This window comes from Gillisia mitskevichiae (assembly GCF_003634585.1).
GTDB lineage: Bacteria > Bacteroidota > Bacteroidia > Flavobacteriales > Flavobacteriaceae > Gillisia > Gillisia mitskevichiae.
In genome coordinates this window covers 736,880-754,693 of record NZ_RBLG01000002.1, presented here as the reverse complement: position 1 = coordinate 754,693, position 17,814 = coordinate 736,880, and the positions used below count along the sequence as shown (strand labels likewise).

14 protein-coding genes are annotated in these 17,814 nt (G+C 33.5%); 6 read left to right on the top strand and 8 right to left on the bottom strand.

Annotated elements, in window-relative coordinates; genetic code table 11:
- The first annotated feature begins 32 nt into the window (after nt 1-32).
- Nucleotides 33-851, top strand: a complete 819-nt coding sequence (locus BC962_RS09205; RefSeq protein WP_121345700.1) for an SDR family oxidoreductase — start codon at nt 33-35, stop codon at nt 849-851.
- A gap of 48 nt (nt 852-899) precedes the next feature.
- Nucleotides 900-1,553 (top strand): fructose-6-phosphate aldolase, encoded by a 654-nt coding sequence (gene fsa / locus BC962_RS09200; RefSeq protein ID WP_121345698.1) that lies wholly within the window; start codon nt 900-902, stop codon nt 1,551-1,553.
- A gap of 82 nt (nt 1,554-1,635) precedes the next feature.
- Here fsa and BC962_RS09195 read toward each other — a convergent pair whose 3' ends face one another.
- Nucleotides 1,636-3,057 carry a hypothetical protein gene (locus BC962_RS09195; RefSeq protein WP_121345697.1) on the bottom strand — a complete coding sequence of 474 codons (1,422 nt, stop codon included), beginning with the start codon at nt 3,055-3,057 and terminating at the stop codon, nt 1,636-1,638.
- Between the two features lie 182 nt (nt 3,058-3,239).
- On the opposite strand from BC962_RS09195, the gene BC962_RS09190 reads away from it, so the two are divergent.
- Nucleotides 3,240-4,871, top strand: a complete 1,632-nt coding sequence (locus tag BC962_RS09190; protein WP_121345696.1) for an ABC-F family ATP-binding cassette domain-containing protein — start codon at nt 3,240-3,242, stop codon at nt 4,869-4,871.
- Nucleotides 4,872-4,926: 55 nt separating this feature from the next.
- On the opposite strand, the gene BC962_RS09185 is transcribed toward BC962_RS09190, so the two are convergent.
- The 7 genes from BC962_RS09185 to recG all read right to left on the bottom strand — a co-directional run bounded on the left by BC962_RS09185 (nt 4,927) and on the right by recG (nt 13,607).
- Nucleotides 4,927-5,124: a hypothetical protein gene (locus BC962_RS09185; RefSeq protein ID WP_121345694.1), complete on the bottom strand. Its 198-nt coding sequence runs from the start codon at nt 5,122-5,124 to the stop codon at nt 4,927-4,929.
- On the bottom strand, nt 5,114-5,362 hold the full coding sequence (locus BC962_RS09180; protein WP_121345692.1) for a DUF2007 domain-containing protein: 249 nt from the start codon (nt 5,360-5,362) through the stop codon (nt 5,114-5,116). Before BC962_RS09180 ends, BC962_RS09185 begins: the two co-directional genes overlap by 11 nt.
- A gap of 72 nt (nt 5,363-5,434) precedes the next feature.
- Nucleotides 5,435-6,166: a hypothetical protein gene (locus BC962_RS09175; protein WP_121345691.1), complete on the bottom strand. Its 732-nt coding sequence runs from the start codon at nt 6,164-6,166 to the stop codon at nt 5,435-5,437.
- Between the two features lie 159 nt (nt 6,167-6,325).
- On the bottom strand, nt 6,326-8,752 hold the full coding sequence (pheT, locus tag BC962_RS09170) for a phenylalanine--tRNA ligase subunit beta (protein WP_121345690.1): 2,427 nt from the start codon (nt 8,750-8,752) through the stop codon (nt 6,326-6,328).
- Nucleotides 8,753-8,891: 139 nt separating this feature from the next.
- Nucleotides 8,892-9,809 (bottom strand): tetratricopeptide repeat protein, encoded by a 918-nt coding sequence (locus tag BC962_RS09165; RefSeq protein WP_147405642.1) that lies wholly within the window; start codon nt 9,807-9,809, stop codon nt 8,892-8,894.
- 427 nt (nt 9,810-10,236) lie between these two features.
- The gene (locus BC962_RS09160; protein WP_220660182.1) at nt 10,237-11,199 is read right to left on the bottom strand and encodes a hypothetical protein; all 963 of its coding nucleotides are present in this window, start codon (nt 11,197-11,199) and stop codon (nt 10,237-10,239) included.
- Between the two features lie 302 nt (nt 11,200-11,501).
- Nucleotides 11,502-13,607, bottom strand: a complete 2,106-nt coding sequence (gene recG / locus BC962_RS09155) for an ATP-dependent DNA helicase RecG (protein WP_121345686.1) — start codon at nt 13,605-13,607, stop codon at nt 11,502-11,504.
- 232 nt (nt 13,608-13,839) lie between these two features.
- On the opposite strand from recG, the gene BC962_RS09150 reads away from it, so the two are divergent.
- Genes BC962_RS09150 through BC962_RS09140 form a run of 3 tightly spaced genes read left to right on the top strand, consistent with a single transcriptional unit; the run spans nt 13,840 to nt 17,779 of the window.
- Nucleotides 13,840-15,954: a M1 family metallopeptidase gene (locus tag BC962_RS09150; protein WP_245984131.1), complete on the top strand. Its 2,115-nt coding sequence runs from the start codon at nt 13,840-13,842 to the stop codon at nt 15,952-15,954.
- Nucleotides 15,954-16,856, top strand: coding sequence for a patatin-like phospholipase family protein (locus BC962_RS09145; protein ID WP_121345685.1), 903 nt, complete (start codon nt 15,954-15,956; stop codon nt 16,854-16,856). The genes BC962_RS09150 and BC962_RS09145 overlap by 1 nt, the downstream gene beginning before the upstream one ends.
- Entirely contained in the window at nt 16,856-17,779 is a 924-nt protein-coding gene (locus BC962_RS09140; RefSeq protein WP_121345684.1) for a patatin-like phospholipase family protein, read from the top strand. The genes BC962_RS09145 and BC962_RS09140 overlap by 1 nt, the downstream gene beginning before the upstream one ends.
- Nucleotides 17,780-17,814 lie beyond the last annotated feature (35 nt).

Below are 17,814 nucleotides of genomic sequence, written 5' to 3'. Positions count from 1 at the left end.
TGATATTTAAATTTTATCGCATCTTTGTGATCATGAAAACAGATACTTCCCCACACGTTGTTCTTATTACAGGAGGCTCTTCCGGAATTGGAAAATCCATAGGAGAATTCTTGATGTCCAAAAAATTTAAGGTCTACGGAACAAGTAGAAATCCAAATCCAAATAATTCATCCTCTTTTCCTCTTATAGCATTAGATGTTACTAAGAATGAAACGATCATTTCGGCAATTTCTCAATTGATCGCTAAAGAAGGAAAAATTGATGTTCTAATTAATAATGCAGGGATCGGGATCACTGGTCCTATTGAAGAAACTCCTCAAGAAGAGATCAAAAAGGCATTTGACACCAATTATTTTGGTCCGCTGAATGTTACTAAAGCCGTATTGCCACATATGCGAGGGCAGGGAGGAGGTCTTGTTATAAATATTACCTCTATTGCTGGGTATATGGGATTGCCTTATCGCGGAATTTATTCTGCTACTAAAGGAGCCTTAGAATTAACTACAGAAGCTTTTAGAATGGAGCTAAAGGGTTTTAATATTCAAATGACCAATGTGGCTCCCGGCGATTTTGCAACCAATATTGCTGCTGGTAGATATCATGCTCCAGTACTAGAAACTTCACCTTACAAAAAAGCCTATCAGAATACGCTTGATATAATGAATAAGCATGTAGATGAAGGTAAAGATCCACAGCTTATGGCTAAAATGATCTACAAAATTATTAATACACCTAAGCCTAGAGGGCATTATAAAGTTGGAGAACCATTACAAAAATTCTCCATTGCTTTAAAACGGATTCTTCCAGACAAATTATACGAGAAGATCTTGCTAAAGCATTATAAATTGTAATTTTGCATTGCTAAAAAACTAGAATTAAACTTATATAAACACAACACTATGAAATTTTTTATTGATACTGCAAACCTTGATCAAATAAGAGAAGCTCAAGATCTAGGGGTTTTAGATGGAGTAACTACAAATCCGTCTCTTATGGCTAAAGAAGGGATTACTGGGAAGGATAATATTTTTAAGCACTATAGAAAGATATGTGATATTGTAGATGGTGATGTAAGTGCAGAAGTTATTTCTACAGATTATGAAGGAATTATAAGAGAAGGTGAAGAGTTGGCAGAACTGCATGAGCAGATCATTGTTAAAGTTCCTATGATAAAAGATGGAATTAAAGCTATAAAATATTTTAGCGATAAAGGGATTAAAACAAATTGCACCTTGGTATTTTCTGCAGGGCAAGCTTTATTAGCTGCAAAGGCAGGAGCAACTTATGTATCTCCTTTTATTGGAAGATTAGATGATATTTCTACAGATGGTTTAAATCTTATTTCTGAAATAAGATTGATCTATGACAACTACGAATTTGAGACTCAAATTTTGGCAGCTTCTGTTAGACATACTATGCATGTTATTGATTGCGCCAAACTTGGTGCAGATGTTATGACGGGGCCATTGTCTTCTATTGAAGGGCTTTTAAAGCACCCACTTACAGATATTGGCTTAGCTAAATTCCTTGAAGATTATAATAAAGGAAATTAATTTTAAGCATATCATAATATTACAAAAGCCTGATCAAGTTAATGATCAGGCTTTTTTTTATTTCTTTTTTCTCAGAAAATTATTAACGTTGGCTAATAAATTCCAAGATCTTATTTTCTAGATCTGGAGTATTTATTTGAAGATCTCCTCTCATAATATTTCCCTTAGAATCCATAAAGATGAGTTTGTTCAAATAATTTTTAAGTAGATCTTCATCAACCCGAATTTTGGTAGCTTGAAACTGCAATTTAGGGTCTAAAGAATTGTTTTTAATAACTTCCAACCATTTATCTGAATCTCCCATATCCAGATTAAGCCCTATAAATGCTACTTCTGGATATTTAAATTGTAAATTTTTAATAATTTCTTGTTGCCACTTATAATGTGAAGGGGAAGAGCTCATCCATCTATAAGAGATCATTGGCTTGCTTGAGAAGTTTTTAAGCTTAACAGAATCTTTCTTTGTATTTATATAAATTCTTTCGCCAAGTGTGTGCCCGGGAAGGAAATCTGACTGGATCTTAGCCATTTGGGCTATTCCTTGCTGCATATTGCCAGAATAATTCATTTTTTTTAATAAATCCAAGATCTGATCTACATTTTCTTCTTTTTGAGAATAAATGATCCCTTGTGAGGCTAATCTGCCTAAAAATGTATTTTTTATATTCTTATTCTGAATTATGGAATCTAATAAGACTATACGAGCTCTTATATTTTCGAAACTATTTAAATTTGTACAATCCTTATTGCTGGTTTTGTTCTTAGCGCAATTTTCTAAAGATTTTGTTTTCAAAAAATCATCAATAAAATTTAAATACACATAAGAATCTTCAAGAATAGTATTATTAAAGGAAACATCTTTTCTATAGTCATGAAAATTGGAAGGGATCTTATTTACTAAACTTTGATTATACTTTCTTATTAAAAACGCGTAACGTTCTCTAAGATCATAATATTCATAGTTAATAATAGAGTTTGCGATTTTATAAAAATCTTGAGAAATTTCCTTTTTTTCTTCTAGAGCAATTAGTTTTTGTTTTCTATTGTCTCGAATAGAATCTGTTTTTTTAGCGAATTCAGATGGATCAGATTTGTAATAAGATAAAATAAGATCGTTGTCTTGCTGATTCAATAAATAAAGTTCTGTAAGGAAGTTGCTTTTTTCTGAACCTTTTCCGCTGAAGTTTAAAGACTCATCAAACTCAAGAGTGTTAAGCCAAACTAAAGTACTATCCCCAGGTTCCAAATAAATTATCTGATTTTCGGGAGGGTGTCTAAAAACATATAAGCCAGCTTCTATATTCTTAAGGGAACCTTCAAATCTATTATTACTATCCAAAAGTAAAGTATCAATATTTATACTATTCTTAGAAATAACAACATACTTACTGCTTGGATTTGCTATTTGTCCTTTAATAAAAACGTCGTTAGAGGTTTTATTTTCTTTGCCGCAAGAGATTAAAAATAGGGTAGCAATTAGTAATAAAGTTAATTTTAATTTCATTTGGGGTAATTCTTGCTTGTTCTAGTCATCTAAATAATGTACGTATTGCAACAAATATATATTTTGAAAAATCAGCTTCATGTTAAGCCCTCGTTAAAAGGATTAATTAAAACGTTAATGTTTTATCACGTGGACAATAATGGTTATTTTTGCAAAAATTTACAGGAAGAAAACACTAGATTATGCTATCAGTTTCTAATTTATCGGTTCAATTTGGTAAACGTATATTATTCGATGAAGTAAATACAGCCTTTACGCAAGGTAATATTTATGGGATCATTGGAGCCAATGGTGCCGGAAAATCTACTTTTTTAAATATCCTTTCAGGGAAAATGGACCCTACAAGCGGTCATGTTCATTTAGAGCCGGGAAAAAGGATGTCTGTTTTGGAACAGAATCACAACTTATATGATGAAACTCCTGTACTGGAAACAGTTATTATTGGAAATAAGCCTTTATATAAGATCAAGAATGAAATGGATGCGATCTACGCTAAAGAAGATTTCAATGATGCAGATGGCGAAAGAGTAGGAGTGTTACAGGTGGAATTTGAAGAGATGAATGGCTGGAATGCAGATAGTGATGCAGCTGCTTTACTTTCTAATTTAGGGATCAAAGCAAATCATCATTATACATTAATGAAGGATTTGGATGGAAAACAAAAAGTGAGAGTCTTATTAGCTCAAGCTTTATTTGGTAATCCAGATGTGCTTATTATGGATGAGCCTACTAACGACCTGGATTATGAAACTATTTTGTGGTTAGAGAATTTCTTAGCTAATTACGATAATACTGTAATTGTGGTTTCTCACGATAGACACTTCTTGGATGCCGTGTGTACTCATATTTCTGATATAGATTTTAGTAAAATAAACCACTTTAGTGGGAATTATACTTTTTGGTATGAATCTTCTCAATTAGCAGCGAGACAGCGTTCACAACAAAATAAGAAAGCCGAAGAAAAGAAAAAGGAATTAGAGGAATTTATTCGAAGATTTAGTGCAAACGTAGCAAAATCCAAGCAAGCTACTTCTCGAAAAAAGATGATCGACAAGCTTAATATTGAAGGGATTAAGCCTTCAAGTAGAAGATACCCTGCTATTATTTTTGAGAGAGAGCGTGAAGCGGGAGATCAAATCTTAAATATTGAAGGTTTAGAATCATCTATAGATGGGGAAGTGGTTTTTAAGAATGTAGATATCAACCTTAAAAAAGGAGATAAAATTGTAATTTATTCCAAAGATTCTAGAGCAACTACTGCATTTTATGAGATTCTAAATGGGAAACAAAAAGCAGATGCTGGAACTTATAATTGGGGAGTAACTACTTCGCAATCTTATTTACCTTTAGATAATGCAGAATTTTTTGATAATGATTATACCTTGGTAGATTGGTTACGACAATGGGCTAAGACCGAAGAGGAGCGAGAAGAGGTTTATATTAGAGGTTTCCTTGGTAAGATGATCTTTAGTGGGGAAGAAGCCTTAAAAACTTCAAGAGTGCTTTCTGGAGGAGAGAAGGTAAGATGTATGTTAAGTAGAATGATGATGATGCGTGCAAATGTTCTTATGCTTGATGAACCTACAAATCACCTAGATCTTGAATCTATTACTACTTTCAATAATTCTTTGAAAAACTTTAAAGGAACAGTGATGTTTACTACTCATGATCATGAGTTTGCTCAAACAGTTGCAAATAGAGTTATTGAATTAACTCCTACTGGAGTAATAGACAGATATATGACCTTCGATGAGTATATGGAAGATAAAAAGATCAAAGAGCAACGAGAAAAAATGTATGCTGTTAAAGCATAATTATAGATTATAAAATTATAAAAAAGCCCAAAAAACTTAGTTTTTTGGGCTTTTTTTATTTCATGCCTTTGTAATATTTATAGAGATCGTAAATCCCAAAAGCTATAAAGCCTATTGCTATCACATAACCAAAAGTGGTTTCATCTTCAGTAGTAGTGGTGTTTGAATATAATTTGTAACATCCATAAATAAAAAATAGAATTCCTAATACTAGGTGCCAGATATTTCTTTTTTGGGGGACACTATTCTCCATCTTTAAAATCTTTTGGGAATGTGGACTTCGCAATCTCTAGGGCTTCTTTTAAATGTGAACCGATCACAAATAATTGAACCTGACCCGGTAAACCTCCGCCGAATCCAGCTCTTAAGCCAGAGTCGAAATCATTTTTCACCATATTGGATAAACCTTTTTCATTAAAGATTTCCTGTAAATATTGGACGTTGGTTTCGGGTCCAGTATAAACATGTTCATAACCTTGATCTTCACTCATTGTTGTAATATTTAGAAAAACTAAGTTAGCTATAGAAATTTTAATAATTTCAAATTTGAACCTTTTTATGTATCAAGCATTATAAAATTTACTGCTCCAAATGGCCTCACTAAAATTCTTGCCTTTTTTAATACCATAGAATAAGGCCATTCCGGCAATCCATTTAAACATAAATATAAAGATCATCAAGAATTCCATAGTCGTATATTTCGGACTAAACATTCCTTGGGGTACAAGAGCGGTAAGAAATAGACTAACTACTAATAAAAGCAGTATAAAGTTTTCCAATTGCTTAAAAGGCCACATCATTATTTTTCTAAAAGGATGTAGATCTTTCCCCCAGGAATGGATTAAATAGTAATATTGATTTCCTATTGGAGCAAATAATAACGGATCGTCTGCATTCTCTAATTTAAAAAGCTTTGCTGGAGCCATGATCTTAAAACCCTCCAGCTTTGTATCATGTAATTTTTCTAAGTGTTTTATTTTAGAGATCGCTTCATAAGGAAGTTGCGCTTTATAGTACGTAGAACTTAAAAATCGCAGCCTGTAATCTATACAGGTCTTTTCAATATCTGAGAGATGATAAATTTTTGAAGTTTCTAGAAAATCGATTATTAATGAATTAGATTCAATATCGATTCCTTTCTTGATGTTTTTTAAAATTAGATCCTCTTTACGCTTTTCTTGCTCGAAGATCTCTTGTACTTCTTTCATTAAAACATCTTCAGATATTCTTTTATTTCTACTTTCAAGAATTTTATCTGGGATATGAGTGCCATGTAGTTCCATCTTCTTAATCATTAGCTGTATCTAATTTAACTATTTGATACTGAATTATCAACGCTTATTTAAATTTTAATATTTGTTGAATACTTCTAAGATCTGAATTTTTAACACATAAAAAAAGCGTCTTTTTCTATATTGAAAAAGACGCTTTTTAAAAAATAATGATTTTAGAATTTATCTTAACTCTGCCTGAAGTTCTTGCTCAAAGCGGTGCTGTAATTTATTCATGATCTTATCTACTTGTTTATCTGTAAGCGTATTGTTTTCGTCTTGAAACTTAAAGCTTACGGCATAACTTTTTTTACCTTCAGGTAATTTGTCTCCTTGATAAACATCAAACAAATTCACCGATTGTAACAGGCGTTTTTCTGTTTGCTTTGCTATATCTTCAATTTGTTTATAATTAACAGCATTATCTATTAGTAATGCGAAATCTCTACGAACCGCAGGAAATTTTGGTATAGCTGTAAATTTTGTTTTCTGATTTTTGGCGGTTTCTTGGACCAAGTCCCAGTTGAAATCTGCAAATAAAACCTCTTGCTGAATTCCAAAGTGTTTCAAGATAGATTTCTTGATCACCCCAAATTCTACCAATTTTGCTTTTCCAGAACTTATAGAGATCCCTTCAGAAAAAACATCAGATTTTACTTCTCCTGTTTTAATGGAATTTATACCTAATCTTTCCAATATACGTTCGATGCTTCCTTTAGTGTAAAAGAAATTCCCATTACTATTAGCAGTATTCCAGCTTTCAGAAAATTTATTACCAGTAACAAAAAGGCTAAGATGTTTATTTTCTATTCTTCCGCTTTCGTAATTATGGTAGGTTTTACCAAATTCAAATAATTTTAGATCTGCCTGCTTTCTATTAATGTTGTAACTAACAGCTTCTAAGCCAGAAAAAAGCAAAGATTGCCTCATTACAGAAAGATCCTGGCTTAAAGGATTCAGCATTACCACATTTTGTTCTTCATGTAGCTGTTCAGATAATTTAATATATGTTGGCGTAGTTAAAGAATTTGCCATTGTCTCAAAGAAACCTTGTCCTACCAACTGATTAGCAATAAGATTTTGAAGCTTATAATCTTCAAATTTTCCTGAATTTGCTATAGAGGCATTAAGCTTAGTTCCAGATTCGATATTATTGTATCCGTAAACTCTTAATATCTCCTCGATCACATCAGATTCTCTTTGAACATCTACTCTATAAGAAGGTATAGTAAGCCCCATTCCGGTTTCGGTAACATTATTCACCCGAATTTCCAATGAAGCTAAAATAGACTTGATAGTTTCTTCAGCTAAGTTTTGTCCTATTAGTTTATTGACTTTTTCGAAAGTTAAGAATACCTGAAAATCCTCTACCTTTTTAAAATAAAGATCATCTATATCGCTAGTGATCTCGCCTCCTGCGACCTCTTTTATTAAAATAGCAACTCTTTTAAGAGCGTATTCTGTGATGTTAGGATCTATACCACGTTCAAACCTAAAAGATGCATCGGTATTTAACCCGTGACGTTTTGCAGTTTTCCTAACGCTTACAGGATTAAAATAGGCACTTTCTATAAATAATTTGGTGGTGTTTTCTGAAACTCCGCTGCCAATTCCTCCAAAAACTCCGGCTATACATAAAGGTTTTTCTATATCACAGATCATTAGGTCTTCCGCATGAAGTTCTCTTTCTACTTCATCTAATGTGGTGAATTTTGTTCCAGCTTCTACAGTTTTTACATGAATCTCATTTCCAACGATCTTTTCAGCATCAAATGCATGTAAAGGTTGCCCTAATTCATGCATCACATAGTTGGTTGCATCTACTATATTATTCTTGGGATTAATCCCGATCGCTTTTAATCTATTTTGAAGCCATTGTGGAGAATCTGAAACCTTGATTCCAGAAATGGTAACACCACAATAGCGTGGTGCCAAATTAGAATTTTCTACATGAATGGGTATTCTTAAACTTCTACTGTCTACGTGAAAACCACTTACAGATGGTGTTATGAGTTCTAAACTTAGGTCTTGTTGTTGGTAACCGGCTTTTAAATCTCTGGCAACTCCCCAGTGACTCATTGCATCGGCACGATTTGGTGTTAATCCAATTTCAAATACTTGATCATTTTCAATTTCAAAGATCTCTGCTACTCGCATTCCGGGTTTAAGCTCTTCTTTTAGAACCATGATCCCATCATGGCTACTTCCTAGTCCCAATTCACTTTCTGAACAAACCATACCATGACTGGCTTCTCCTCTTATTTTCCCTTTCTTGATCTCCCAAGCCTCTCCTTTGTCGTCATAAAGTGTAGTGCCAACAGTAGCAACCGGCACATTTTGTCCTGCTGCAATATTAGGTGCACCACAAACTATTTGCAAAGCTTCTCCATTTCCAACATCTATCTTACAAAGTTGTAGTCTATCTGCATTTGGATGTGGAATACAACTTAAAACATGCCCAGTTACAATACCTTCCAAAGCCCCTTTAATACTTTGAAAATTATTGATGCCTTCAACCTCCAGACCTAGATCTGTTAATAAATAACCTGTTTCTTCAGGGTTTTTAGGGAGTTTGATAAATTGCTTAAGCCAGTTATATGAAATTTTCATCGAATAGGTTTTTCAGGCTGCAAAGATAGTATTACCAAAAGTATTGACATAATTACAAAATTGTTTTTTATCGGGTTTTATGGTAAAAAGAAAGGAGGCCCATGAGCCTCCTTTGCTATTACTTTATCGTTGAATTCAATTATTCAGATTTATTATAGTTTTGAACAGTTGCTTTTTCCCATTTATCAGATCCATCTTCTTGCTGATAAACCACCCATTCTATTGAGTTATTTGAATTTTTCATTACTTCATGACGAACACTATGAGATTTACCATTTCTGTCTACAAAGCTTTCCATAAGTTCTACCTTGTTATTTCCTAGATCTTTTACCTTCATGTGAGAAATGTTGATGCCAAAGGGATCTGTTGGATTAATAAAGGCCATATCGTAGGTGTCTTCTAATGCATCATAAACTACAATTCTCTTTCCAACAGGGCTATTTCCCAGGTTGTAGTAGTTAATAGTTAATATATTTCCGCTTTCATCATAGCTGGAAGAACTGCGAAAAGTATTTTCATTAATTACCTTATCATCATTATAGTTAGAAACAGCAACATTATAATCACCTTTCATAAATTCAAACTTTTTATGCTTGTTTTCTATTTTTGCAAGCTTCGTTTTAGAAGCTCGAAATATTTCTACATCAAGATCTTCTTTGCTGTTTTCAGTTAAAGCGATAGATTTCAGAAGATTTTTTTTAGCTTCTTCCTTATTTCCCATTTCCAATAACAGGTCTGCATAAGAATCGTAAGGATTAGCTTCATCACTATATTCCTTAATTTGAGCTTCGAACACTACTTTTGCTGCATCTAAGTCTTGGTCTTCGAGCATCAAAGTATATCCCAGAATATTCAAAGGTTCCTCAAAACCATTATAAGATTTATCTGTATTTAACTTTTCATAGGATTTAAGGCTTTGTTCAATTCCCTTGTCTTTGTATTCTTTATGAAGTTGGTCTGCTAAATTTGGTTTTACATTTTCTTGCCCTAGAACCATTGAACTTAGGCTAATAAGCATTATGCCCAAAAACCATTTAAGATTTAGATTTGTTCTCATAATTTTAATTTAATATTAGTACTAATTGATTAAAATATAGTTGGGAGGATAAATTGAAATCAGACGTTTAGATCGAGGATCTAATAAACTAGTGGAGTAGAATTTGCGAATGCTGGTTGGGCAAATCACAGGGACTTAAAGTTACAAAATAACTTTTAATATGCTAATAATCAGAATTTAAGTATTTTAAATCAATTTCGATTCAGTTTATCTAATTTCAGTAATTACCTTCTGAAGAGATATGTAACCTTTTTATCTTTTAAAATTCCGGATTAGGTTTCTTTTTTCTATTTTTAAAATATTGGTGTATTATGTTGTGAGTGATATTAAAAGATGATGCTGGGTATATTGGAAATAAACAAAGGAGATGAAAAATCATCTCCTTTAATTTAAAGTTAAAATAGGTTTTTTATAGTGAGCGGAATAGTTAAGTTCCAGCTACGTACCAACATGCTTCCATATGAATAATTAAGTAAAATCGTTGCCCTGTTAAAATTGTTGATTCTTTATATAATCCCGGAGCTTGCCTTTTTGAAGGGAGTGAAGTTGCTCTATAGACATGCGAAACTAGATTGGTATATCCGTCTAACATCGTAATCGAATATTGTCCAGTTTTAAATACTTCTACGTGTCCAACAAGTAATCCTTTGCTTGTAAGATTTTGTCCTGCAGCGGCCCAAATTTCATAGACTTCACTAGATTTATCAGCAGCTATATTATTAGAATCTAAATACCAACCCCAATTATTATTACTAGGCTTTTCATTATATTTTGAAATAAGAGTAGTGCCAGTTTTCATAAATGCTGTTTCACAAACTTGAACAGGTGGTGGATCTTCTTGACACAACTTTACACAATACTCAAAATTATACCAACTTGGTTGAGGTCCTGGTAAATTTCCTGCAAAATGTTCTGCCAAATTGCCGCCAGCTGTAAATATTGTCCAGGTTCTAATATAAAATGATCCACATTCAACAGGAAGGGTAGTTATAGGGAAAGTGTACGTATAAGTAGTTATTGAAGCACCTCCGGTAGGATGTACTACTTGATTAGGGATTTCCCCAACCATAGTAGCTGCTGGTAAATCAGCTTCAGAAGCGTAAAACCCAACTCTGGATTGAACAAGTTTTCTATCTGCACCATTTCCATCTCTTTCAGTAGCAATAATTTTTACAAATAAGTTGCTTCCGTCTTGAGATACTTCAACTATACCAACACTAGCATCCCCAAATGGCCAAGTGACCTTTTCTCCGCATGCCACATCTCCTAGGGAGCTAACTAAATCTAAAGTTTTAATTCCATCGAATCCATTGGCCTCAGGAACTGAGTTGTCTACAGAGCAGGAAGTTACACCCATGAGCAACAATCCCGCAAAAAATAATTTTTTCATCATGATTAATTAATTGATTAATAAGCATGAAATTAAACCTTAAATAAATGCGTAACTTATTGATTGTCAGTTAGTCGTCAAGCTTTTCTGTTTAATCGCTAAAGAGATGATTTTGGGAGGATTATCCCAATTCGAAGATGGAAATATTGTGAGAAAAAGAGATAATGGAGAAATTTAACAGGAATTTCATTAACTAAAAATAGGTTGATTCATTATTTCATAAATTTTATATGCAACAATACAGGATTTCCTCTATACCCTCTTTGTTATAAAATGAGTAAAACTGGAATTTAGAGCATAGTTTAACTAATGTAATTCCAGATATTCTTATGCTTAGCTACTTGCTGGTAGGTATATTTCACCATTTTATGTTCGGGTAGTTCTAGGTTTGGATCATCAGTTAGCAATCTTTTAGCATAATCTCTAGCAGATTTTAGGATCTGGTTGTCTTTTACAATATCTGCGATCTTTAAATTGAGAACACCACTTTGTTGTGTTCCCATAAGATCCCCGGGACCTCTTAATTTCAGGTCGACTTCAGCCAATTCAAAGCCGTCATTGGTACTCACCATGGTTTGTAAACGAGTTTTACTATCTTCAGATAATTTGTGTCCAGACATCAAGATGCAATAACTCTGCTCCGCACCACGACCCACGCGTCCACGAAGTTGGTGGAGTTGGGAAAGTCCAAAACGTTCTGAGCTTTCAATAATCATTACACTTGCATTTGGAACATTTACTCCAACTTCTATTACAGTGGTAGCCACCATAATTTGAGTATCTCCATTTATAAAACGATCCATTTCATAATTTTTATCTGCAGGTTTCATTTGCCCATGAACAATAGAGATTTGATATTTCGGCATTGGAAACTCCCTAGAGATACTTTCATAACCATCCATTAGATCTTTATAATCCATTTTTTCTGACTCCTGGATTAATGGATAAACGATATAAATTTGTCTGCCTTTTTCAATTTCATCTCTAATAAATCTAAAGACTTTTAGTCTATTACTATCGAATCTATGAACTGTTTTTATGGGTCTTCTTCCGGGTGGAAGTTCATCTATAACAGAGACGTCAAGATCGCCATACAAACTCATAGCTAGGGTTCTTGGAATTGGTGTTGCCGTCATCACTAAAATGTGAGATGGGAGATCATTTTTTTTCCATAATTTAGAACGTTGTTCTACTCCAAATCTATGTTGCTCATCTATAATTGCAAGGCCTAAATTTTTGAATTTTACCTTGTCTTCGAGTAGGGCATGAGTACCAATTAGGATGTCTAATTCCCCATTTTCTAGTTTTTCATGTATTTCTCTTCTCTTTGAAGCTTTAGTTGAGCCAGTTAGTAGTTCTATACTGGTATTCAGTTCTTTACATAATTCAACTAATCCCGTATAGTGCTGTACTGACAAAATTTCAGTAGGGGCCATTAAACAGGCTTGAAATCCGTTGTCAAGTGCTATTAACATTGACATTAAGGCTACAATAGTCTTCCCAGATCCTACATCTCCTTGTAAAAGTCTATTCATCTGTGCTCCACTACCAAGATCGCTCCTAATTTCTTTGATCACTTTCTTTTGTGCACCTGTTAATTGGAAGGGTAAATGTTCGCTATAAAAGGTTTCAAAATTTTCTCCGATCGTATCAAAAACATAGCCTTTAATACGTTTTTTATGAAGCATATTTTTCACCAAAAGCTGCAACTGAATGTAAAATAATTCTTCAAATTTAAGTCTAAATTGTGCCCTTGCTAACAGCTCCTGACTCTTCGGAAAATGAACATTAAAAAGTGCTTCAGCTCTAGAAATTAATTTGAGATCTTCATGAATATTTTGTGGTAATGTATCGTAGAATTTCCCTTTGGTTTCAATAAATAATTGCTGCATTAATTTATTGATCACTCTATTTGTAATTCCTTTATTGGTGAGTTTTTCTGAAGAAGGATATACAGGTTGCATTGCAGTTCGTAAACTTTTTTCATGCTCTTCCAATAATTCCATTTCAGGATGAGCCATACTAAATAACCCATTAAACCAATTGGTTTTTCCGAAGATCACATAAGGAGTATTGAGTTTTAAATTTTCCCTAATCCATTTTTGACCACGAAACCAAACTAACTCCATTTTCCCAGTTTCATCCACGAAATCCGCTACAAGACGTTTTCCCCTTTTTTGTTCTATGGTTCTAAAGGCTACTATTTTACCAAGTACTTGTACATCTGCCGAACTCTGTTGAAGTTGATTTATTTTATAATACTTGGTCTTATCTAGATATCTATTAGGAAAGAAGTTAATAAGATCTTGGTAGGTATGAATGCCTAATTCTTTTCTAAACAGCTCTGCCCGGCTGGGACCAACTCCTTTTAAATAATCTATGGGGGTTTGTAGTAAATTGGTATTCATGAAACGAAGATATTAAATTCCTCTTTTAAAGCCTCATGGGAGGTAGATTTACATGCGGGATTCCTTTGTTTAAATTAGGCATTTAACAATATTCATATTGAGTTTTTGTAATGGTCTTGATTTATATTACAATTTCTAGCTTCACAGGTATAAGTTTATAAGAATGAATCGGGGAGATTTAGAATTTAATAAAGGGATTTTGTATTTTGCTTTCCTGTTGAAGTCTCAATTCATGAAACAAATTCTCTTATTATTTGCTTTAATATTCCACTTTATGGGATATGCCCAATATGATAGTTCTTTAGATCAAACTAAAAAAGTTGATTTTTTACAGGCAGATGCTGAAATAAGTATTTTTCCGAAGGAGAGAAGGGTAGAAGGAGAAGTGAATTATAATTTTACTATTCTTATTCCACAAGATTCTATTTTTATTGATGCCAAAAACATGGAGTTCTCATCTGTTCTTCTGAATGGCAAAAAGGTTGCATACACAAATGATAGCTCAAGAATATGGATTAAAACCGCCTTTTTGCCAAAGCGAGAATATCATCTTAATTTAAAATATAGCGCCACACCAAAACGAGCAATGTATTTTATTAACTGGGATTCTCCCGAGGAAAATATAAGTAAACAAGTGTGGACTCAAGGCCAGGGAAGGGATAATTCCAATTGGATACCAAGTTTTGACGATATGACCGAAAAGTTGATCTTCAATTTAACTTTCAATTTTAATAAAGATTATCAAGTTATTTCAAATGGGGAATTAGCAAAAAAAAGTTCGCTTAATGATTCTATAACTCAATGGAGATTTAAAATGGATCATCCTATGAGTAGTTATTTAGTAGCATTTGCGGCAGGGAATTATTCTAAATTCACTCAGCAATCTAAAACTTCGGTTCCTATAGAGCTATATTTTGAACCAAAAGATTCGCTTATGGTAGAACCAACTTATAGATACACCAAAGAAACTTTCGATTTTTTTGAGGAAGAAATTGGTGTTAAATACCCTTGGAAAAACTATAAACAGGTTCCTGTTCAGGATTTTCTTTATTCAGGAATGGAAAATACAGGCTTTACAATTTTCTCCAATTATTTCGTAATAGATTCTACAGCTTACACAGATCAAAATTATGTTTTTGTAAATGCACATGAACTTGCCCATCAGTGGTTCGGGGATATGGTTACAGAAACGAATGGAAAACACCATTGGTTACACGAAAGTTTCGCTACTTATTATGCCTGGCTAGCAGAAAAAGAGGTATTTGGAGAAGACTATTTATACTGGAAATTATATGAATCTGCAGAACAATTAAAAGAACTTAGCGACTCTGGAAAAGGGGAGTCCTTACTTAGTTCTAATGCGAGTTCCCTTACATATTATCAGAAGGGGGCTTGGGCATTGCATATTCTAAAAGAATTAGTGGGAGAGGAAATTTTTAAAGAGGCTGTTAAAAACTATCTTTTGAATAATGCCTATTCTAATGTTACTACAGAAGATTTTATACAAGCGGTCGAGGAGGCTTCAAAAATGGATATTTCTACTTGGAAAGAGGATTGGTTAAATCAAGGTGCTTTTCAGGGAACTGAAGCTTTGGCTTCTTTAAAAAGATCTGAATTTATTACAAAGTATATGGAACTGGCTTCTTTAAGAGAAACTTCGATATCAATTAAAAAGGAATATTTAGAAAAAGCCTTAGATTTTCCTGTGAATGAATATATAGGGCAAGAAGTTGTCTTTCAATTATCTGGAGAGAATCTTCAGGAGACAATCCCTCTTTATAAAAAGGCTTTAGAGACTAATAATGTTATGCTAAGGCAGGCTGTAGCTGTGAGTATGGACTCAGTTCCTTCAGAATTAAAATCTGAATTTATTAAACTGCTAGAGGATGAATCTTATATTACTAATGAAAATGCTCTTTTAAAATTATGGCTTCAATTTCCAGCCGAAACAGAGAGTTTTTTAAGTAAAACAAAAGGTTTACAAGGTTTTCAAAATAAGAATGTGCGGCTTTTGTGGTTGGTTATAAACTTGGTCAGCCCACAAATAGATTCAGAAAATAAATCTGCACTATATAATGAGTTATCTGGATACACGAGAGATACTTTACCTTTTAATTTAAGACAAAATGCTTTTGGTTATTTGTATCAGATAAATTCTTTTTCTGAACAAAACTTATTGGACCTATTGGAAGGTGCACAGCACCATAATTTTAGGTTTAGGGATTATTGCAGAAGCTTATTGGATAAACTGCTTAAAAACGAAGAATACCGATCAGATTATGTAGCTTTAAGTACAAGTATGGGAACAAAGGATTTAGAATTTCTAACCAATAGATTAAAGAATTAATGCGAGCATTAGTGATTTCTGGTGGAGGTAGTAAAGGAGCTTTTGCAGGCGGTGTTGCACAATACTTAATAGAAGAGATGGGCAATGATTATGATCTCTTTTTGGGAACCTCTACGGGGAGTTTATTGATCTCTCATTTAGCTCTCAATAAAACAAAGAAGATCAAAGAGGTTTATACCTCAGTAAATCAAAATAGTATTTTTAGCAATAGGCCGTTTTTAATTAAACGTAAGCACGGGCACGAACAAATTTCTATAGATCATATAAATGTGCTTCGTAATTTTTTAAAAGGCAAGAAAACTTTTGGAGAAAGTGGTAACCTCAAAAAATTGATCCTAGATACTGTTTCTAGGGAAGATTTTAATGAACTGAAGGCTAGTGAAAAGGAGATTGTTGTAACAGTTTCGAACATATCCTTAAATGAAATAGAATATAAATCTATACATGATTATAGCTACGAGGATTTTTGTGAATGGATCTGGATCTCGTGTAATTATGTGCCTTTTATGAGCCTTGTGCAAAAGAATGGCTGCGAATATGCCGATGGGGGCTTTGGCTCTATGGTGCCTATAGAAGAAGCTATAAAGCGAGGTGCAACAGAGATTGATGCGATCATTCTGCAAACAGAAGTGACTTATTTTAATAGATTACCCTCTAAAAATGTGTTTTCGCTTATTACTAATTTATTCAGTTTTATGTTGGATAGAATAGAAAACCAGAATATAAGGATAGGGAAATTTGCTGCCGCTAATAAAGATGTAATAATAAATTTCTATTACACTCCTACGGTGTTAACAACTAATTCGCTTATTTTTGATAAGGTAAAGATGGAACGTTGGTGGGAGAGCGGTTTTAGTTTTGCCAAATATAAAAACGAAGAATTAAACCAAATTGAACCTTAATGCGAGCATTGGTAATTTCAGGAGGAGGAAGTAAAGGAGCTTTCGCCGGGGGAGTGGCCCAATATTTAATGGAAGAAGAAGGCAAGAAATATGACCTTTTTCTTGGGACTTCTACGGGAAGTCTATTGATCCCGCATTTGGCAGATGGCAACATTAAAAAAGTCTACGACATTTACACAAATGTCAATCAGCGTAAAATATTTAGTATTAACCCCTTTGTGGTGAAAAAGAAGGATGGGCGTGAATATGTGACCATCAATTATTTTAATATGTTCCTTCAGTTTGCTAAAAAGAAGCGCACGTTTGGAGAAAGCAAGAATTTACGAAAACACATTAAAAAGCATTTTTCTGAAGAAAATTTTAATTCAGTAAAAAATAAGGCAAAGGATGTAGTTGTTACGGTGTCTAATTTGTCTAAAAATAGAGTGGAGTATAAGTCTATACATGAATTTTCCTATGATGATTTTTGCGATTGGATCTGGATCTCCTGTAATTACATTCCATTTATGAGTCTCGCTACCAAAAATGGCTATGAGTATGCCGACGGGGGATTAGGTTGCGTAGTACCAATTCGGGAAGCAATTAAACGTGGGGCGACAGAAGTAGATGCAATTATTCTTGAAGCAGAGAATATGGAATACAATAAAGTGCTGGGAAAAAATCCATTTTCTCTAATGATCAATCTCTTCGGATTTTTGTTAGATCAGGTGGAGTATCACGATGTGGTAGAAGGCAAGCTGGCTGCTATGAACAAACAAGTAAAATTGAACACTTATTACACCCCTGTTCAATTAACCGAAAACTCTCTAGTTTTTAATAAAAAGGCTATGACCTCTTGGTGGCAACAAGGTTTTGATTATGCAATGGAGCGAGGTATCCAAAAGAAGAATGATCAAGCTATATCTTTCAAAAAGATCCTTTAAGCTTATTTTCATTTACCATCCAATCTATTAGAAAA